The organism is Shewanella nanhaiensis (assembly GCF_019457885.1).
GTDB lineage: Bacteria > Pseudomonadota > Gammaproteobacteria > Enterobacterales > Shewanellaceae > Shewanella > Shewanella nanhaiensis.
The window spans coordinates 211,004-231,450 of record NZ_JAHZST010000005.1 but is presented as its reverse complement, the minus strand read 5'-3'; the positions used below and the strand labels follow the sequence as shown (position 1 = coordinate 231,450).

Below are 20,447 nucleotides of genomic sequence, written 5' to 3'. Positions count from 1 at the left end.
ATTAGTGCCCCAGAAAACCGAGTAGTTCCAGTGGCGAACTGATAATGCTCTTTGGGTTCGATGTCAGCAACTGACTCTCTCCATGGGCGCCATAGTTAACTCCCACAGCATCGATTCCAGCATTATTAGCCATATTAATATCGTGCACTGAATCCCCTATCATTAACGCTTTTGCGGGCTTCACATTGAGTTGATTTAATAGTTGGTTAATCATCTCAGGATGGGGTTTACTCACAGCTTCATCGGCGCAGCGGCTCGCGATAAACTGCTGACCTAACCCTGTTTCATTGAGCACACGATCTAAACCAACTCTGGCTTTACCCGTAGCAACCGCTAGCTGATAACCTATCTGATTTAGCTGCTTTAAAAGTAATTCAGCCCCATCAAAAAGTGGGCTTGGAGTGGTATCAAGTTCAAGATACTGCTGACGATACACCTGAATCATCTGACGATAAACACTTTCATTCCCATCAGGATACAAGGTATTTAACGCCTCCTGCATCGACAATCCGATAATATTGCGTACTGCAACTTCTGATGGAGTGGGAAATTCAAGCACTTTGGCTGTTTGCTGCATGCAGGCAACAATTTTGCCTACAGAGTCCATTAAGGTGCCATCCCAATCAAATATGACTAGCTCATATTGCTTCATATTTTTATCAACTTATCTAATGTCTGGGTCAAAACAGGATCTAATGGGGCTTTCACTATCATCACCTCTTCACTGCCAGGATGAGTAAAACGCAGTTGAGCCGCATGAAGAAAAAGTCGATTGAGCCCTAAAGCGCGCATACTGTCATCATATTTCTGCTCACTGTATTTTTCATCACAAGCAATGGGGTGACCAGTATATTGGCAATGAACACGGATCTGATGAGTACGACCTGTAACAGGGCTTGCTTGCACTAAGGTGCTGCCTTGATAACGCTGCAAAATTTTAAAACGAGTTTCGCACTCTTTCCCCTCTTGATTAACACGCACAATTCGCTCACCGGACTTTAGAGTCAGTTTTAACAATGGCGCTTTAATCGCCTTGTCTCTTGCTTGCCATGTGCCCTTAACCAATGCCTGATAATCTTTTTGCATCTTCTTAAATCTAAGTTGATCATGAAGATGTCTTAATGCACTACGCTTCTTTGCTATAAGCAGTACACCGGAGGTGTCTTTATCTAGACGATGAGCTAACTCTAGAAATTTCTGAGTTGGACGCAGAGCGCGCATCGCCTCAATAATACCGAAGTCGACACCACTACCACCATGAACAGCCAGTCCAGCGGGTTTATTCAGTACAATAAGATGCTTATCTTCAAACAGAATACGCTCTTCTAATTGAGATACTTTACTCAAATTAGCCGAAGGCCCTGGCCTCTCATCTTTTTCAGATACGCGTACAGGAGGCACCCTGACAATATCCCCATCCTGTAACTTATATTCAGGTTTAATTCGCTTTTTATTTACTCTGACTTCACCCTTACGCACAATCCGATAGATCATGCTCTTAGGCACACCTTTCAACTTAGTCAGTAGGAAATTATCTATGCGTTGACCAACATGATCTTCATCAATGGTTACCAGTTGGACTTTTATTTTGGGAGATTCGCTATTCATGGTGCGCCTATATGTACATCAAGGTGCGTATTGTACAACAAGTTATAAGAATTTTGTGCCTTTCCATTTGCTGAATTTATTGATTATTGCTATATTTCATCGGCGATTGGGGATAACTAGTGAAAAAAGTGTTCACAAATCCCTCAACGCTTGCGTATGAAATAGAGACTAAAAAGCTTTTATACCTGTAGCAAACCATTGATTTGCAAGTCGTTCACATTGAAAATAGACCTAAAACAAGATTTAGCGACTAAACAGAATAATAAGCCCACATTACAACGTGGTTTCTCTAAGAATCGCACCCAAAATTCGAAGATTATTTTTAACTAATCATCAAACGAACTTAATTCGAATTTGGCATTACCGGAAAGTACTGAATAATTTATGGGGTTGGTTGACGTTTTACAACGAATTCCTTGTTTTTGTAAATATTAAAAAATAAGCCATAAATGGATGCGACACGCAGCGAATGCGTCTTACAGAAATGCGCACCTTGCCTAGACACTAGCCGTGAGGCTCAGTTACGAATGCTAGGCCCGTAATGCAGCGATAAAGTCGTTTGATGACCTTATTTTAGAAGAATGACGTCATAATGAAACGGATGTTAATTAATGCAACTCAATCTGAAGAGTTGCGCGTTGCCCTTGTTGATGGGCAACAACTGTATGATCTAGATATTGAAAGTCCTGGTCATGAACAGAAAAAAGCCAATATTTACAAAGGTAAAATAACCCGAGTAGAACCTTCACTTGAAGCCGCGTTTGTTGATTACGGCGCAGAGCGTCATGGCTTTTTACCCCTAAAAGAGATCGCAAGAGAGTACTTCCCTAAAGGTTATTCTTTCCAAGGCCGCCCCAATATTAAAGAGGTGGTAAAAGAGGGCCAAGAGGTTGTTATTCAAATAGATAAGGAAGAGCGTGGTAATAAAGGTGCCGCACTGACAACCTTTATCAGCCTTGCTGGTTCTTATCTTGTTCTTATGCCTAACAACCCTCGTGCAGGCGGGATCTCTCGTCGTATTGAAGGTGATGAGCGTACTGAGCTAAAAGCAGCACTGTCTGAACTAGAAGTACCTCAAGGTATGGGCTTAATTGTTCGTACTGCAGGTGTAGGCAAAGATTCAGCTGAGCTAAAATGGGATCTTAAGGTGCTAGTTCACCACTGGGCTGCAATTAAAGAAGCAGCCGACAGTCGTCCAGCCCCCTTCTTAATTCACCAAGAGAGCAATGTTATTGTTCGCGCTATTCGTGACTATTTACGTCGTGATGTCGGTGAAGTTCTGATCGATCACCCGCGTATTTTTGAAGATGCTAAGCAGCACGTATCACTTGTACGTCCTGATTTTGTTGATCGTATCAAGCAGTATGAAGCAGAAGTTCCTCTGTTCACTCATTACCAGATTGAGACTCAAATTGAATCCGCATTCCAACGTGAAGTTCGTCTTCCATCTGGCGGTTCAATTGTTATCGATCCAACTGAAGCACTCACCTCAATCGATATCAACTCTGCCCGCGCAACTAAAGGCGGTGATATTGAAGAGACAGCTCTCAATACTAACCTTGAAGCAGCTGATGAGATTGCCCGTCAACTTCGTCTTCGTGATTTAGGTGGCTTGGTGGTTATCGACTTCATCGATATGACCCCTGTACGTCATCAACGTGAAGTTGAAAACAGAATGCGTGACGCCGTTCACCACGACAGAGCTCGCGTTCAATTAGGTCGTATCTCACGTTTTGGCTTAATGGAGATGTCACGTCAACGTCTGCGCCCTTCCCTTGAAGAGTCAGCTGCGCACCTATGTCCACGCTGTCATGGGCAAGGCACTATTCGTGGCACTGAATCTTTAGCACTTTCAATTCTGCGTCTTATGGAAGAGGAAGCGATTAAAGAGAACACATCACAAATTGAAGCGGTTGTACCTGTTGATGTCGCGGCCTTCCTGCTGAACGAAAAGCGTAAAGCGATCCGAATCACCGAGCAGCGCCACGATGTCGAAGTGTATGTGATCCCAGATCCAAACATGACTACGCCAGATTACCGCGTATCCCGTCATCGTAAAGATGATCAGATCAGTGAATCTAGCTATAAGCTGTTAGACAAGCCTGAAGCTAAGCTTTATGAGCCGCGTAAACTTGAACGTGCAGCGCCACCTCAGCCTGCATTAAAAGGTTTCTCAGCGCCTAAGAAATCAATTGAAGCAACACCAAGTGTTGCAGCGAAGCCAACTGTTAAGGATAGTAACGAACCTGGACTTATCTCCAAGTTCCTGTCAGCTATTGGTGCTCTTTTCAAATCTGAAGAGAAGAAAGAGGAGCCTAAGAAGCCACAACAGTCTGGACGCAATAATCAAAATAAGAATGCACGACGTAATACTCGCCGCAATGACCGCCGTCCACGTGATGATAAAGAGCAGTCTGGCGAAAAGAGAGAGCGCAATCCTCGTAACAGCCGTAACAAGAATGCTGATTCGAATAAAGAGAATCGTGCTAGCAAAGAGAGAGGCGAGCAAACTAAACGTCAACCTCGCAATAGCAAGTCTAATCGTAATCAAAACAGTGAAAACGACACGACTGCAGAACAACCTAAGCAAGAGGTGGCTAGAGAGCGCCGTCAACGTCGTAATATGCGCCGTAAAGTACGCGTTGAAAACGAGCAAACTGAAACAGTTGTAGATTCAGTGCCTGCTCCACAAGAGCAAGCACAACCTAAAGCCAACGAGGAGAAGCAGAGCCGTCCAAAGCGTCAGCCTAGAAAAGCTAAGCCTAAGCCTCAAGCGGATGAGGCTGTTGCTTCACAAACAGCAGAACAGGTAGAGGCAGCTGATGCAGTTAAATCAGATACTGTTCAAGCTGAAGTCCAAGTGGTAGCCGACGCTAAAACTGTCGAAAGCAAGCCTGTTGAAGCCAGTGTTGAATCAGCACAAGCAGTTGAGCCAAGCACAGCAAAGAGTGATGACTCAAGCGACACAGCTAACTCTGCTGAAAGCTCTGCATCTCAGTCAACTGAGAATACGGAGACGACAGAGGGCAAAGAGGCGTCTGATTCTCGTGATGGTCAACGTCGTAGCCGTCGTAGCCCACGTCATCTTAGAGCCGCTGGTCAACGCCGCCGCAGAGATGAAGAGACAACAGAGACTTCATCTGGTGCAGCTCCTGCTTTCATTCCAAATGAAATTGAGGTTGAAAATCAAGCCAATGAGTCTAAAGCCACTGAAGCGGCTAACGCTGAAGTATCTGAATCAGTAGCCCAAGCTGACACTCAGCTAGTTGCAGAGACTCTTGATATGGCTAAGTCTGAAGCGCCAGTGAAAACTGAAGCCGCATCTGCGCCGGCTAAGCCTGAAACGCCAGTGAAAGCGGAAGCTACATCTGCGCCTGCTAAGCCTGAAGCGCCGGTGAAAGCGGAAGCTACATCTGCGCCTGCTAAGCCTGAAGCGCCAGTGAAAGCTGAAGCTGCATCAGCGCCTGCTAAGCCTGAAGCACCAGTGAAAGCTGAAGTTGCATCAGAGCCTGCTAAGCCTGAAGCACCAGTGAAAGCGGAGGCCGCATCAGCGCCAACTAAGCCTGAAGCACCAGTAAAAGTTGCAGCCGCATCTGCGCCGACTAAGCCTGAAGCACCAGTGAAAGCTGAAGCGACATCTGCGCCGACTAAGCCTGAAGCACCAGTGAAAGCTGAAGCGACACCTGCGCCAACCAAGTCTGAAGCATCAGTAGCATCAGCAGCGCCAGCTAGACCCGAGACACCGGTTAAGGTTGAAGTTGAAACGACTGTTGAGACTGAGACTGCAGCAAGTGTTAAGCCAGTTACTGTAAATACAGCTAAGGTTAAACCTGCTTCAAGTAGCCGTTTTGGTACTATGGTGACGTCTGATATGACTAAGCCAGTGGTTGAAGTGAGAGAAAATATTGCGACGCCAATGGGCCGCCAATATGACTCAAACGATAATTCACAGCCTGTTAGGGCAGCAAGAACTGCAAATACAGCGAACTCGGAAATGGTAAAACCATAGCTAAGAGTCAGTCTGTATAATCAAAAAGCCATGCATTACAGCATGGCTTTTTATTTCATACCGATTGGTATAAGGCGGATAATTTGTTAGTATTCGCGACCGCTATCAATCTAAAAACTACATACTTATAACAGAGGCTAAATGTTTGATCTAATTCGTCACAAAACTGCCAGTAGCAAAGCTGATCTGCTTTCAGGCTTAACGGTTGCACTCGCACTCGTTCCTGAAGCTGTCGCATTTGCTTTTGTCGCAGGTGTTGAACCTATGGTGGGTTTATACGCCGCATTTATAATGGGGCTAATTACCGCACTGATTGGCGGACGACCAGGCATGATCTCTGGTGCTACAGGGGCAATGGCCGTTGTCATGGTTGCGCTAGTTGCAGAGCATGGTGTTCAGTACCTGTTTGCAGCTGTGGTTCTTGCGGGACTGATTCAGGTGACATTCGGCTTGCTTAAATTAGGCAAATTTATCCGTATCGTTCCCTACCCGGTAATGATAGGTTTTGTTAACGGTTTAGCTATTGTCATTTTCCTTGCACAGCTAGGGCAGTTTAAGGCTCCCGATGCTAATGGCGTTTTGAGCTGGCTTCCTATGGAGCAGCTAGGCTTAATGCTTGGACTTGTGCTGTTGACTATGGTCATCATCCAATTCCTGCCTAAACTGACATCAGCGATCCCATCGTCACTTGCCGCAATCGTTACCGTAACCCTTTTGGTCTACTTCTTAAATCTCGACACCCGTACTGTACTGGACTTTCTAAAATCCATGAGTGGTGATGAGAATGCGACTATCGCAGGCAGCCTACCCACTTTCTCTATTCCGGCAGTCTCATTCACACTGGAAACCTTGTACATCATACTGCCCTACTCACTCATACTTGCGGCTGTTGGCTTAATTGAATCTCTGTTGACCTTAACGGTTATCGATGAGATGACAAATAGCCGTGGCAAAGGCAATAAAGAGTGTATCGGACAAGGTGTAGGTAATATCACTAGCGGCTTCTTTGGCGCCATGGGTGGTTGTGCCATGATAGGTCAGTCGATGATCAACATTAACTCTGGCGGACGTGGACGATTATCAGGCATTACTGCAGCACTTGCCCTACTGGCCTTTATTCTATTTGGTTCAGCGCTTATTGAGATGATCCCATTAGCAGCACTAGTTGGCGTGATGTTTATGGTTGTCCTTGGTACGTTTGAGTGGGCAAGCTTTAAGGTGATGAGAAAAGTCCCTAAACATGACGCATTCGTTATCATACTCGTGACTATTGTAACCGTATTTACCGATCTTGCTTTTGCTGTATTTGTTGGTGTTATCGTGTCCGCATTAGTATTCGCATGGGAACATGCTAAGCATATCAATGTTGAGATCAGTGAAGATGCAAACGGTTGGAAAGTTTATAAGCTAAACGGTCCACTGTTCTTCGGCTCAGTGGCAGAGTTTCTAGATCTATTCCAGTCAAACACCGATCCTGCTGATGTGATTGTTGATTTCCAAAACTCTCGCGTTTGCGATCACTCAGCACTCGACGCAATTGATACGTTAGCAGAGCGATATGGCTCCAGTGGCAAAAGATTACACCTACGTCACCTAAGTAATGACTGTAAAGAGTTACTACATAAAGCGGGAGACTTAGTTGAGGTTAACTTAATTGAAGATCCTCACTACAAGATCGCTGATAACAAATTAGACTAACCTTGTCGTGAAAGAGTGATCAAAAAAGGCGAGCGAGTAGCTCGCCTTTTTTATGCTCTGAACTTAAAATATATTTAGACAGCCTGTTCTTATCTATCTAACTGTTAATTATGCTATATCTACTATTTACCGTGACATCAGCCTCACAGGTAAACAATCATAAGGTGATTTGCCTCACACGGGTTTGATCCTGCGCTTTTGCCTCGTTAAACTGATCAAGGTAAAATAATAAGTGAGCAAAAATGAAACTAGAAACCATAGATTACCTAGCACCTAATAGCGCCGAAGAGTTTGTAAAGTCTTTAAGAGAAACCGGCTTTGGTGTACTCAGTAACCACCCTATCGACAAAGCCTTAGTCGAAGCTATCTATACAGAGTGGCAAGCATTCTTCAATACAGAGGAGAAACGTGAATACCTCTTTAAGCCTGAGACACAAGATGGTTTCTTTCCTGCAGAGATCTCTGAAACTGCCAAAGGTCATAGTGTAAAAGATATTAAAGAGTACTATCACGTCTATCCGTGGGGCCGTATTCCCGATAGCTTAAGAGAGAATATTCTCGCTTATTATGATAAAGCCAATGCATTGGCTCAAGAGCTACTAGGCTGGATAGAATCTTATGCGCCAGCTGAAGTTAAAGCTAAATTTTCCATCTCTTTACCACAGATGATAGAGAACAGCCAAAAAACCTTACTTAGGGTTCTGCATTATCCGCCCATGTCTGGCGATGAAGAGATGGGAGCGATCCGTGCTGCAGCCCATGAAGATATCAATTTAATCACAGTACTGCCTGCTGCCAATGAGCCAGGATTACAAGTACAGGTAAAGGATGGTTCTTGGTTAGATGTTCCAAGTGATTTTGGCAACATTATTATCAATATCGGCGATATGCTACAGGAAGCATCCTGCGGCTATTACCCATCAACAAGCCACAGAGTGATAAACCCAGAAGGTGCAGATAAGAGCAAGTCACGTATCTCTCTTCCTCTGTTTCTGCATCCGAATCCAGAGGTTGTGCTCTCAGACAAATATACCGCTGATAGTTACTTAATGGAGCGATTGAGAGAGTTGGGGGTAATTTAACCACCTCTTGATTAACAGAATTAGATAAAAGCGCCGAAAGGCGCTTTTTGTTTGTTAAAATTCACCTTAACAAGGTAAAATCCACGCAATTAAGTTTTTGAGAGACAGGGCGTTTACATGGCAATTCAGTGGTACCCAGGACACATGCACAAGGCACGTAAGGAGATTGAAGAGGTGATGCCTCAGGTTGATCTCGTGATCGAGGTGCTAGATGCCAGAATCCCTTATAGTAGCGAAAACCCTGTCGTGTCTAGCTTACGTGGCGATAAGCCCTGCATCAAATTACTGAACAAATCAGATCTCGCCGATCCTGAAACCACTCAACGTTGGATAGAATACTTAGAGCGCGAACAAGGTGTTAAGGCGATGGCCATCACCACATTACAAGCGGCTCAAGTGAAAAAAATTCCTGATCTATGCCGCAAGTTTGTACCAAGTCGCGACAAGATAGAGAAAGATATTCGTACCATGATTATGGGAATACCTAACGTAGGTAAGTCCACCATCATCAACACACTGGCGGGCAGAACGATTGCCAAGACAGGTAACGAACCCGCCGTCACTAAAGTGCAGCAACGCATCAACCTAAGAAACGGCATTGTTCTCTCCGATACCCCAGGGATCTTGTGGCCAAAGGTCGATAATGAGAAAAGCAGCTATCGTTTAGCCATTACTGGTGCAATCAAAGATACAGCCATGGAATATGAGGATGTGGCCATGTTTGCCGCAGAGTACTTCCTGCAAGCTTATCCAGAAGCGATTGCTGAACGTTACAAGCTCAAAGAGCTGCCTGATACCGATATCGAACTACTCGAAGCTATTGGCCGTAAAAGAGGCGCACTGCGACCTGGCGGTCGAATCGATCTGCATAAGGTATCAGAGCTGGTGCTTCACGAGTTTCGCTCAGGGAAAATAGGCCAACTTAGTCTGGAAACTCCAGAGATGGCTGAAATTGAGAAAGAGGAAGTGGCTATCTTAATGGCGAAGAAAGAAGCTGAAAAGCAAGCCAAAGAGGAAGCAGAAAAGCTTAAACGATCTGGTAAGCGATACAAATAGCCCCTTCGATAGTTAAAATAGTAAAAACTCAGCCGGTCTCAAGTTAGGCTGAGTTTTTACCTTTAATACTTTATCAGCCTAACTAATTGCTCACAGCTCGATTCAAGCAGATCCAATACTCGCTCAAAACCATCTCCTTTACCGTAATAGGGATCTGGCACTTCCAGCACCTGAGCCGATGGCTCAGCCCCCTCCTCACAATAGGAGAGCATCAACTTAATCTTATCTAGATACTGCTCAGGGCAGCGACTTTGTAGCTCCCGAATATTTTGGACATCAGCGGCTAAAATAAGATCGAAATGTGCAAAATCCTCATCAATCACTGGCCTCGCTTTCATCCCTTCAAAACTAAAGCCTCGCCTTTCCCCAGCGGTAACCGTTCGTGGATCCGGTGATTCACCTTGATGATAAGCTAAGGTTCCTGCTGAATCGATCTCAATATCTAAACCACTCTGCTTAGCTTTCACCCTAAACACGGCTTCTGCAGTAGGCGAACGGCAGATATTGCCCATACAGACAAACAACACTGATTCTATTTTCTTCATAAATAATCCATCATTCAAACGGCGAATATGCCAAAATATACTCTCTAATTCGGCTTACTGACTAGCCCTTACCCGCAAAAAACTGGCAAACCTAGGTGTACCTTTCTGGGTTAAACCTAAATACTTATAAGTGATAATATCCCCTAACTTAGGCGGTTGTCGTCGCTCCTCTAAACTAAAGCCTGTGCCTATTTTAAAGCGCAAACCTTCTGGTGTTTCAACCAGTAATGCCCCAAGTAAGCCACTGAACTGACCTTTTCCGGGAAGATGAGCAATAACGGTCGCTTCCGCATCATAAAATGGCTTAAGTTTTATCAAATTTCGATTTCGACCCGCTACATAAAAAGCATTCTGCTTATGCAGCATCAACCCCTCTCCTCCCCCCTTAACAACTAAGGCAAGTTTGGCATCGAGTTGCTCAACATTCGCTACTTGAATCTGCTCTATTACCGATAGATAGGGTGAAATATCGGCTAAGGCTTTCACGTAAAACTGATAACGTTGACCAAAAGGGAGTTTGCTATCGGGAAAATCGAATACCATAAAGGTCACTTTTTTCCACTCACTCTCTAACGGCGTTTTACGCCTCACTAAGCCTGAAACTTGCTCAAAAGTACCTCTTCCCATCCAAAGTTCACCATCTAGAGGATAGGTAGGGAAATGATGTGTAAACCAATCAGGGGTAACAATGCGAAGTCCTGAGCGAGTATAAAGCTGTTCCCCATCCCAAAATCCTCTCACACCATCGAGTTTTTCACTGATAAGGTACTGTGTTATTTCTCCCTCGATCTCAGCATTCGTTGCAAGTTGAATAGACTTTGCATCTTCACCTTCCGCAACAGAGGGTAGTGACATAAACAAGAGGAGAAATAGGGCAAGCTCACCCCATTTTCTATTTAAGGTTTTCATTCAACGCTCCTTCGTAAAATATTCAAGATCAATTCCATTAATCTCAATCACGCTATTAATTAGCTCGATGCTCATGAGTGTAGAACATGAACCAAACTAATTGAAATTGGTCTCATATTTTCACAATGTTATACTCTTGCAAAAATTAGACTGTCAGCAATAAACACTGCCATATCAACCAGCATAAAGCATTCACAAATTTACTTTGGAACAATATGAAACCTGAAAATAACCACGGTATAAAGCGCGTATTTAGAGCGACAGGCTTTTCGATGAAGGGGCTAAAAGCAGCTTGGGTACATGAAGCTGCATTCAGACAAGAGGTCATGTTAGCACTGCTAATGTTGCCCATCGCTCTAGTTGCCGACATCACGACCATCGAACGTCTGTTATTAATATTGACGCTATTTATTGTACTGATTGTCGAACTGCTAAACTCAGCAGTTGAGGCCGTTGTCGATCGCATAGGCAGTGAACACCATCAGTTAAGCGGTCAAGCAAAAGATATCGCCTCTGCGGCCGTATTTATGAGCCTAACACTATGCGCCATCACATGGGCCGTGATCCTCGGATCTCGATACCTATAACTCTTTAGCTACAAAAGAGCGAATTAACAAAAAATAAACATAATCCATATCAGTTACTGATGGGGAGAATCGGCTCCTCAGTAATTGAACTATCTCGCAGGCCTTGAAAACAGTCGCCTTCGGGCTGAAGAGGTTTACCTTTCGAAAAAATAGTATGATTTATCCAATTTATTCTGACATTTCTTGATACAAATCATTCACAAATAAACTCATTCTGATACTATAGTACTAGATTTTACGTACAAATCAATAAAATCAACAACTTAGAAAAATATAATTATAATAACAGTTAATGGAGTCGCCTTTATGCTTGGAAAGATAGGCATTTCCGTATTAGGTCTATTAATAACATCGCCCTGCTGGGCCCAAGAGCCAATGAGCCCACTTCCTGAAGATGACAGTAAAACCGTCATTAGAATAGGAGGGTTTTATTCGAACTCAAATTCCAGCATGGATGTTACTAACCCCATTCTTGGGAATGATTTTGAAATTGATTTCGAACAAGATCTTAAGCTTGAAGAGTCACAGTTTTTACCTTTTTTCGAAGTTTTTTACCACTTTAACGATAAACACAGTCTATATATCGACTGGAAGCAACTACATCGCAATGCTGATGTACAGCAGATAACAACCCCTTTTCAGGTCAATCTTGACGATCAAATCTACGATATTCAACTAGGGGCTAAAATTAAAACCACCCTTAATATCGATATCGCCCGCATAGGTTATGGTTATAATTTTCTACAGGGAAATAATTACAATTTAGGGCTATCTCTCGGACTCCATGCCATGTTTATTGAAACAGGGTTTGAAGGAAATATAGGTGCCTGTATCGATGGCGGCAGCTTAGATACCTGTGGAGCAACCCCAACCAACCAGATGGTTGAGGAGAGCGTAACAGCCCCTCTTCCAGATATCGGTCTCTATGGCGATTACGAATTTATGCCAGGCTTTAGGTTTACCGCCCATGCACAATACTTTTATATCAAACTTGATGATCTTAAAGGTAATTTAGTCGATATTCGAGCTGGAGTTGAAGCTGAGATAACCGAAAATTGGCACATGACAGCAGCCTTTAACTACTATGAGGTCGATGTCGATTATGTTCATAAAAAGACTCAAGCCGATCTGCATATCGCCAACTATAACCTCCATTACAGTTTTATCGGCCCCATGCTTTCAGTAAGTTATCACTTCTAAGATAAACAGGTATTTACCAGATAAAAAAGCTGACATTTCGTCAGCTTTTTTATCTGTATTGTGCAACTCGCTACCCATAAAAGTAATAACAGACACAAATGGCAGCGACAATTCCAGCAAAATCTGCTGTTAACCCACAGGCTAATGCATGTCGTCCATTCTTGATCCCCACGGCACCAAAATAGACAGCTAAGACATAAAAAGTGGTTTCAGTACTTCCTTGGAAAATAGCGGCTAAACGCCCAGCAAATGAATCGACACCATGGTGCTCCATGGTCTCTAACATCATGGCTCTGGCTCCTGAACCACTAAAAGGCTTCATGATTGCCGTTGGCAACGCATCAACAAAACGAGTATCACCTCCGGCAACGGAAACCAGCACAGAGATCAGATTTAGCAGATAATCTAACGCACCTGAAGCCCGCAGTAACGCAATGGCCAACAACATAGCAAGCAGATATGGGATAAGCTTTATTGACTGAGAAAATCCCTCTTTCGCTCCCGTAATAAATTCATCATACACAGCGACCTTACGCAATCCGGCCACCAGTATAAAGCTAAACACCAGCAGCAGTAATATTCCATTACCCATCGCTGTCGACAAGGTACCTATGGCCGTCGTCGTCAAGGTTCCCAGATAAAACACTAATGCCATTATAGAGCCAAATATCACTGCGCCATAACCTAGCACCACGGCATTAAGTAGTGATAGCCGCTGGAACAGCGACACTATAATGACACCCGCTAAGGTCGATGCCGATGTTGCTAACAAGATAGGTAGAAAGATATCTGCTGGTGCTGCAGCGCCTTGTTGGGCGCGGTAGAGAAACACGGTCACTGGCACCAGTGTGACAGATGAGGTATTAAGAACTAAAAACAGGATCTGCGCATTGGTGGCCACTGACTTTTCTGGGTTTAAATTCTGCAGATCTTGCATCGCTTTTAACCCAAGAGGTGTCGCAGCATTATCCAAACCCAAAATATTAGCAGTTAGGTTCATGGTCACACTGCCGTAAGCTGGATGACCTCTGGGCACTTCAGGCATCAAACGGGAGAGTAATGGCTCAAACAAACTCGCAAAGAAGCCGACCACGCCCGCTTTCTCCCCCACCCTCATCAGACCCATCCACAAAGAGAGCACACCAATTAATCCCAATGCGATTTCAGCAGCAAGTTTTGAGCTATCAAAGAGGGCATTTACTGAGTTTGATAACACCTCAATATTGCCATTAAAAAGTTGAATAGAGATGGCAATCATCGCCGTTACAAAGAAAAACAACCACACCCGATTTAACACAAGATCCCCTTATTCTCACTCGCTAATCGTTACTGAGTCGAGGAGATATACACCGACTCCTAAACAGGCAGATGTTACCGCTCTCCTCTTACGCTTACTAAGCCATGCTATGCTATAATCGCGCAAAATAACACGTTGCTCGGTAACAGTTTCTCTCCTATGGTTCAATTAAATCAAGATTTTATCAATAGCATAGCTAAAGATATGCCAGCTCATCTCACGATGGATGATTTTATCAGCTACAGTAGTAAGCCCCTTCGGCCCTCTATTCGCATTAATACATTAAAGATCTCATCAAAAGAGTTTGTTGCACTAATGGCACCTAAAGGTTGGACGCTCGATCCGATCCCTTGGTGCAGTGATGGTTTTTGGGTGGCGCTGGACAATGAGATACAGCTTGGCAATACCATAGAACATATTCAGGGACTTTTTTACATTCAAGAAGCCAGCTCCATGCTGCCCCCTACTGCGCTGTTTGACGGTATGGATAACTCATCTGAATACACCATTCTCGATATGGCCTCAGCACCAGGTTCGAAGACCACTCAGATGGCCAGTTTAATGGATAATAAGGGCCTGTTAGTTGCCAACGAATACTCCTCTAGCCGGGTCAAAGTACTTCACGCCAATGTACAACGCATGGGCGTCTGCAACACCGCCTTGACTCATTTCGATGCTCGCGTATTTGGTGAATATCTTTATCATCAGTTTGACGCCATCTTACTCGACGCTCCATGTAGCGGAGAGGGAACAATACGAAAAGACCCGTTAGCACTGCGTAACTGGAGCCTAGAAGAAAATGCCTCGATTATTGAAACCCAGAAGGCGTTAATTGAATCAGCATTTCTCGCCCTTAAAACTGGCGGGAGCTTAGTCTATTCAACCTGCGCCCTTAGCCGCAGTGAAAATCAAGAGGTCTGTGAGCACTTAATGTCGTGCTTTCCTCACGCAGTCGAGTTTCAGCCATTGAGTCAGCTATTTCCCGATGCCGACAGATCTTGTACTTCAGAGGGGTTCCTGCACGTTTGGCCGCAAATTTACGATAGTGAAGGCTTCTTCATCGCTAAAATCCGTAAAGTGGCCGATGTTGAGCGCCAGAAGCCTCTACCAAAAGCACAGAAAAACTTCCCATTTACAGCAGCAACTAAGAAAACAAAAGATGAGCTTAACCACTATTTTAAGCACACTTTTGGCATCAGCTTGCCTAAAGATGGTTTAATCATGGAGCGAGATCTTGAATATTGGTTATTCCCAGCCAAAATGGCCGATTTTATCGGAAAGATGCGCTTTCAGCGTATTGGAATTAAATTAGCTGACGGGCTAAAGAAAGGATTTAAGGTCCGCCATGAAGCAATTATGGCACTATCAGATAAACACAACGCCATCGAGCTCAATGAAACACAAGCAATAGAGTATTTGATGGGACGCGATATTCCGCTACAAGATGGCGGAAAACCACAAGGAGAGGTGATTTTAACCTATCATCACTGCGCACTTGGCGTCGCAAAACACCTAGGAAAACGACTAAAAAACAACTTACCTAGAGAGCTAGTGCGAGACAAGGTGATCAGTGCTAAAGCAAAAACTGAGCTTTGAATCAGCTAAGAAATATCTCGTTACAATGTTGTGCAATAAATGGTCAGAATATACGGTGTAAGCGATTTAGGTCAACTACACTATTAGCCAGAGAGTAATTCCTGCGAGGATCTCAACAGTAGCGCACGGCTCTTTAAACAGAGCCATTCCCCTGGACCCAAAACAATCGGAATAGTTTTGGGTCTTTTTTTATCTAACGTCCAACTAATTTCGCAGCATCAGAAAATAGAGTAAAGAAGTTATTGGTCGTATATTCTGCCAACTCCTCATAACTCTCTCCCCTCAGCTCAGCAATAAACTCGGCCACATCCCTCACATAAGCAGGCTGATTCTCTTTTCCTCTGTGAGGCACAGGGGATAAATAGGGAGAGTCGGTCTCCACAAGCAGCCTATCCTTCGGCACTTTGCGCATCACAGTTCGCAACTCACCGGCATTTTTAAAGGTTGCAATGCCAGAGACTGAGATATAAAAACCTAAATCGATAGCAGCTTTGGCCATCTCCCAGCTTTCGGTAAAGCAGTGCAGTACACCACCTACCTTATCGGCGTGACCATTTTTTAAAAAGTTGATCGTATCTTCACGAGCATCGCGGGTGTGAATAATTAATGGTTTGTTCACCTCAACTGCTAACGCGATCTGCTCTTCGAAACAGCTTTGCTGCAAGGCTTTCGTCTCATTAGCATAAAAGTAATCTAACCCTGTTTCACCTATCGCCACTACTTTAGGATCTTTGACAAACTCATTCAGCTCCACTCTATTTAGCCCCTCTTGCACATCAAGTGGGTGAACACCAGCCGACAAAAAGACCTGATCAAACTCGGCCATCTTATCCCGCATTGAAGCAAAGCCTTGTTGGCGTACATTAACACAGAGAAAGTAATCAACACCTCGGCTCTTAGCTTGAGCCAAAATATCTCTAAGGCTTTGTTGATCGGGGGCCGCTTTTAAGCGGTCAAGGTGACAGTGGGAATCGATGAGCACGTGGTTATCCAGCAAAAGTGAAGAAAATAAAAGGAGGTGAAGAATACAAGTCTAGCTAAGATAGGTCAAATCAAGAGGCTACATGGTGCAGGTTTGATCCCCTGAAGCCAGCTCACGTGACAATAGATTCTCAATGTGGTGCTTGTGGGTTTCAGGCTCAGTTATGATCTTCACCCCTATTCCAGCCGGACGTCCACCCGAGGCACCTAGGGGGTTTATCCAGACTACAGCACCTTTAAACTCTAATTTGGTAGTTGAACCTGGCAGTTGATAAGCGATAGTTAACTCTTGACCTAAATAATGGCTCTCACTCGTTGACACAAATAGCCCAACAGGTTGAATAAAAGGCATATAGGCACGGTATAGATGATGTAGCGTGTCAAAATTAACAACGAGATCTATCATAAATCGGTTATCTTTAAGTCAACTTTCTATATTCTAAGATAAACCCTTGAAAAAGTGCCAAATAATTCACGTTCGGCATAACACTTAACCTATGATAAGTGTCCATTACCTTAGCCGCCAGCTCTGAAACTTGCACTCTTAACAGGGCGTCTAATTGGGTCTGCTTTACCAGTTTCTGCCTTAAAATTAAATATAAAACTTTAATTGCATCAGAAACTTGCTTTTCATTGATATTAATTAAATTAGCACACAGGTGGCCAGAGGACAAACTTTGAGCCCAGTCTTTTCGTAACTGAAGTAGCTGTTCATAGCGTTGATCTTGTAACGCACTGACCAGCTCCAGTGGACCTCCCATGACAGGTAGACACCAAGTTACATCAGAACTAAGCTCCCTATCCTGAGATAGCCAAGCTTTAATCTCCTCAATACTGGGAGAGTGAAAGTGAACCCGCTGACAACGACTACTGATGGTTGCCATCAAACGTGATGGAGTATCCGATTGCAAAAGCAGTAAAGTATCTTTCCCCGGCTCCTCTAAGGTTTTCAGTAAGGCATTGGCAGCTGCAACATTAAGCTTTTCACATTGAGAAAGCACGGCAACCCTTCTTCCCCCCTGCTGAGAGGTAGATGTCAGCTTCTGGCAAAGCGCTCTGACTTGGTCGACCTTTATCTGGTTTCCATCCGCCATTAAATGATAGAGATCTGGGTGGTTATTCGCTTCGACTAACTGACATCCTTTACAAAAGCCGCAAGCCCCTTGGTCAGTGACGCTGTGACAAAGTGCAGCTTTTGCAAAATCTTGCGTCAGTTGCTCCCCGCCATAACCTTGGTGAACCCCTAACAGATAGGCATGTCCAACATGTTGCAGCTTAAGTTGCTCACTAAAATCGGCGATCACAGGTTTAAGCCAAGGGATATCTTGCATATTACCAATCCTGCGCCTGTAACAAGGCCAAAATATCTTTATGGACTTCAGCCATGGTTTGGCCTGCATCAATCACTTGAATCGAATCATCTTGCTGGGCGTAGGAGAGAAAAGTGTGTCTGGCACGCTCAAAAAACGCTATCTCTTCAACTTCAATTCTATCAAGCTCGCCACGGTTAGCCGCACGGGTCAGACCCAATTTAGGCTCAATATCAAGATAGATAGTCAGATCTGGTTTAAAATCGCCTAACGTAGCACGACTCACAGACTCAACTAACGTGCTCAGCCCCCTACCGCCCCCTTGATAGGCCAAAGAGGACAAGTTGTGCCTGTCGCCTAACACCCATTCACCTCGCTTAAGCGCGGGTTTAATCACGTTAGCAACCAACTGGGCTCTAGCGGCGTAAAATAGGAGGCACTCAGCTTCATCACATAAGGGATCTGTCTCATCGGCAATTTTCACCAGATCGCGAATACGTTCAGCCAGCGGTGTTCCGCCAGGTTCACGTGTACAGACAGGTACTGCTCCTGTGTGCTTCTCAATAAAATCACGAACCAATGAGATAGCACTAGACTTACCCGCGCCCTCTAAGCCCTCAATGACAATAAATTTGCTGTTCACTTGCTTGCTCATCTGTTTCTCTGATATTTGTTTACGGCACGATTGTGCTCGACTAATGTTCTTGAAAATATATGGCTACCATCATTTTTTGAGACAAAATAAAGGTAATTTACCTCTGCTGGATGCGCGGCAGCCAACAGGGCTGCACCGCTTGGTGCTGCGATGGGAGTCGGTGTTAAACCATTAATTCTGTACGTATTAAATGGCGTCATCTCTCTCAGTGCTTTACGGGTTATGTCCCCTTTATATGACTCCCCCATACCATAGATAACAGTTGGATCGGTTTGCAGGCGCATCCCTTTATTAAGGCGATTAATAAATACCGCTGAGATCCAAGGGCGCTCGCTGGCTTTACCCGTCTCTTTTTCAATAATCGATGCCATAATAAGCAGTTCATAGGGGGACTTAAGTGGCAGGTTATCAGCGCGGCCAGCCCAAGCAGCTTCTAGCTCCTGCTGCATCTTGTTATAACTTTGAGTGACTAATAATTTAATATTGTCCCCAGCGCGATAATGATAGGTATCTGGGTAAAACTTTCCTTCGGGCAGGCCTGAATCATCACCTTGCTCACTTAGCACAAGATTAAACACATCTTCGGTGGCTTCAGTGTGTGGCAAGGTGTTTAAAATGGCAGTCCACTCTTTAATACTTTGTCCCTCAACTAGAGTGACTGCAAATACCTTCTCTTTACCTTGATTGAATTTTTCCAGCAAACCCGACACGGTTTCTCCAGGTTTGATTTCATAGAGACCGGTTCGGATCTTAGCCAGCTCAGGATGAAGCTTAACCAAAATCTTCAGTTTCCAACCATCACTGATTAACGCCCTTTGCTCTAATAAGCTCACCAATTGATAAAAAGAGGTCCCCCTCTTTAATTCAATATCTTGTGCTTGCTCAAGCTTAAGTGTCGACTGACTAAAATCTACAACAGTATTGTAGGTCCATAAACTAACACCACCAGCTAACGTTAACAGAGTAAAGATGGCTGCGGTAAAAGCGATAATAAATTTTTTCATAGGGTAAGTTGCAGAGTATTTCTCAATCTGTCTGAAAGTGAGTATTTAGAATAGTTGATGGTACCAATACGGTTTACATCCACCAGCCCAAAAAGGCTATTAGTCATAAAACAGTGATCAAACTTATCAATATCGGTATAACCTATCTTTTTAATATCAATATGATAACCAGATTCAACTAAAGCGTGAATCACTTGCTCTCTCATCACTCCAGCAACGCCAGAGTGGCTAATTGCTGGGGTAAAAACAGTGTTTTTTTTAACAAAAAAGAGATTTGCCATGGATGATTCAATAACTTGATTATCACTGTCGAGCACCAGCCAGTCATCAAACGAGCTTGGTAGCGCTGTTGATTTGATCAGCACCTGCTCTAGGCGGTTAAGGTGTTTGATTCCTGCAAGCCTTGGCTGCTTTGCTAATTTAACCTCACTCAAGCTCAGTGATACGCCCTCACTTTGCCAATGAGCGTAATGTTGTGGCAACTCATAAAGTGAGAGTACCTCATTAATACCGCAAGCATCTGGCGCGGCGTAACCTCGTCCACCGACACCGCGACTGAGCAGCAACTTAACACAGCCATTAACCTGAGTTAACGCCGATGAATTAAGCAGGCCCTGCAACTCTTGTGAAGCAGACCAAGTAAAACCTAAACGCTTGGCTCCCTGAGTTAACCTGGCAAGGTGCGCCGATAGAAACTGTATCTCTCCAGCAGCAATACGCATAGTAGCAAACAGACCATCACCGTATGCTATCGCCCTATCTAACGGGTCGATCTCTTTGGCCTGCACACCATTTACCCACACTTGTGTCATTAACTCTTTAGCTCCTTATCCATCATTGCTCTGAGGTTACCACTTGGTAAGGTACTGCAAACATAAGCGATTATCTAGCAGCCTAACAAGTTAAACGG

The 20,447-nt window shown here is 44.2% G+C and carries 18 protein-coding genes; 7 read left to right on the top strand and 11 right to left on the bottom strand.

Annotated features, from left to right (window positions below):
• Position 1: 1 nt before the first annotated feature.
• Together K0625_RS09335 and rluC are read right to left on the bottom strand one after the other, a co-directional pair.
• On the bottom strand, positions 2-652 hold the full coding sequence (locus K0625_RS09335; protein WP_220109445.1) for an HAD-IIIA family hydrolase: 651 nt from the start codon (positions 650-652) through the stop codon (positions 2-4).
• A complete protein-coding gene (gene rluC, locus K0625_RS09330; protein WP_220109444.1) occupies positions 649-1,608 on the bottom strand; it encodes a 23S rRNA pseudouridine(955/2504/2580) synthase RluC in 960 nt (319 codons plus the stop codon). Before rluC ends, K0625_RS09335 begins: the two co-directional genes overlap by 4 nt.
• A 592-nt stretch (positions 1,609-2,200) precedes the next feature.
• On the opposite strand from rluC, the gene rne reads away from it, so the two are divergent.
• From rne to ylqF, 4 genes are all read left to right on the top strand, one after another.
• Entirely contained in the window at positions 2,201-5,617 is a 3,417-nt protein-coding gene (gene rne / locus K0625_RS09325) for a ribonuclease E (protein WP_220109443.1), read from the top strand.
• Positions 5,618-5,758: 141 nt separating this feature from the next.
• Positions 5,759-7,315, top strand: coding sequence for a SulP family inorganic anion transporter (locus K0625_RS09320; protein WP_220109442.1), 1,557 nt, complete (start codon positions 5,759-5,761; stop codon positions 7,313-7,315).
• A 242-nt stretch (positions 7,316-7,557) separates the two neighbouring features.
• The gene (locus tag K0625_RS09315) at positions 7,558-8,397 is read left to right on the top strand and encodes an isopenicillin N synthase family dioxygenase (RefSeq protein ID WP_220109441.1); all 840 of its coding nucleotides are present in this window, start codon (positions 7,558-7,560) and stop codon (positions 8,395-8,397) included.
• A 117-nt stretch (positions 8,398-8,514) separates the two neighbouring features.
• Positions 8,515-9,453 carry a ribosome biogenesis GTPase YlqF gene (ylqF, locus tag K0625_RS09310; protein WP_012324659.1) on the top strand — a complete coding sequence of 313 codons (939 nt, stop codon included), beginning with the start codon at positions 8,515-8,517 and terminating at the stop codon, positions 9,451-9,453.
• A gap of 62 nt (positions 9,454-9,515) precedes the next feature.
• On the opposite strand, the gene K0625_RS09305 is transcribed toward ylqF, so the two are convergent.
• Positions 9,516-9,998, bottom strand: coding sequence for a low molecular weight protein-tyrosine-phosphatase (locus tag K0625_RS09305; protein ID WP_220109440.1), 483 nt, complete (start codon positions 9,996-9,998; stop codon positions 9,516-9,518).
• 54 nt (positions 9,999-10,052) lie between these two features.
• A complete protein-coding gene (locus tag K0625_RS09300; RefSeq protein ID WP_220109439.1) occupies positions 10,053-10,907 on the bottom strand; it encodes a DNA ligase in 855 nt (284 codons plus the stop codon).
• 215 nt (positions 10,908-11,122) lie between these two features.
• Here K0625_RS09300 and K0625_RS09295 point away from each other — a divergent pair, with 215 nt between their 5' ends.
• Positions 11,123-11,494 (top strand): diacylglycerol kinase, encoded by a 372-nt coding sequence (locus tag K0625_RS09295; protein WP_220109438.1) that lies wholly within the window; start codon positions 11,123-11,125, stop codon positions 11,492-11,494.
• Between the two features lie 306 nt (positions 11,495-11,800).
• The gene (locus tag K0625_RS09290) at positions 11,801-12,694 is read left to right on the top strand and encodes a hypothetical protein (protein ID WP_220109437.1); all 894 of its coding nucleotides are present in this window, start codon (positions 11,801-11,803) and stop codon (positions 12,692-12,694) included.
• 70 nt (positions 12,695-12,764) lie between these two features.
• Here the strand turns inward: K0625_RS09290 and K0625_RS09285 are convergent, their stop codons facing one another.
• On the bottom strand, positions 12,765-13,991 hold the full coding sequence (locus tag K0625_RS09285; protein WP_220109436.1) for a nucleoside recognition domain-containing protein: 1,227 nt from the start codon (positions 13,989-13,991) through the stop codon (positions 12,765-12,767).
• Between the two features lie 159 nt (positions 13,992-14,150).
• Here K0625_RS09285 and rsmF point away from each other — a divergent pair, with 159 nt between their 5' ends.
• Positions 14,151-15,587: a 16S rRNA (cytosine(1407)-C(5))-methyltransferase RsmF gene (gene rsmF / locus K0625_RS09280; protein WP_220109435.1), complete on the top strand. Its 1,437-nt coding sequence runs from the start codon at positions 14,151-14,153 to the stop codon at positions 15,585-15,587.
• Between the two features lie 193 nt (positions 15,588-15,780).
• Here the strand turns inward: rsmF and K0625_RS09275 are convergent, their stop codons facing one another.
• The 6 genes from K0625_RS09275 to pabC form a co-directional block, all read right to left on the bottom strand.
• Entirely contained in the window at positions 15,781-16,569 is a 789-nt protein-coding gene (locus K0625_RS09275) for a TatD family hydrolase (RefSeq protein ID WP_220109434.1), read from the bottom strand.
• A gap of 78 nt (positions 16,570-16,647) precedes the next feature.
• Positions 16,648-16,974, bottom strand: coding sequence for a PilZ domain-containing protein (locus K0625_RS09270; RefSeq protein WP_220109433.1), 327 nt, complete (start codon positions 16,972-16,974; stop codon positions 16,648-16,650).
• A 13-nt stretch (positions 16,975-16,987) separates the two neighbouring features.
• Entirely contained in the window at positions 16,988-17,899 is a 912-nt protein-coding gene (holB, locus tag K0625_RS09265; protein ID WP_220109432.1) for a DNA polymerase III subunit delta', read from the bottom strand.
• Between the two features lies 1 nt (position 17,900).
• Entirely contained in the window at positions 17,901-18,533 is a 633-nt protein-coding gene (tmk, locus tag K0625_RS09260) for a dTMP kinase (protein ID WP_220109431.1), read from the bottom strand.
• Positions 18,530-19,537, bottom strand: a complete 1,008-nt coding sequence (gene mltG / locus K0625_RS09255) for an endolytic transglycosylase MltG (RefSeq protein ID WP_220109430.1) — start codon at positions 19,535-19,537, stop codon at positions 18,530-18,532. Before mltG ends, tmk begins: the two co-directional genes overlap by 4 nt.
• Entirely contained in the window at positions 19,534-20,349 is an 816-nt protein-coding gene (gene pabC, locus K0625_RS09250) for an aminodeoxychorismate lyase (protein WP_220109429.1), read from the bottom strand. The genes mltG and pabC overlap by 4 nt, the downstream gene beginning before the upstream one ends.
• Positions 20,350-20,447: the final 98 nt, after the last annotated feature.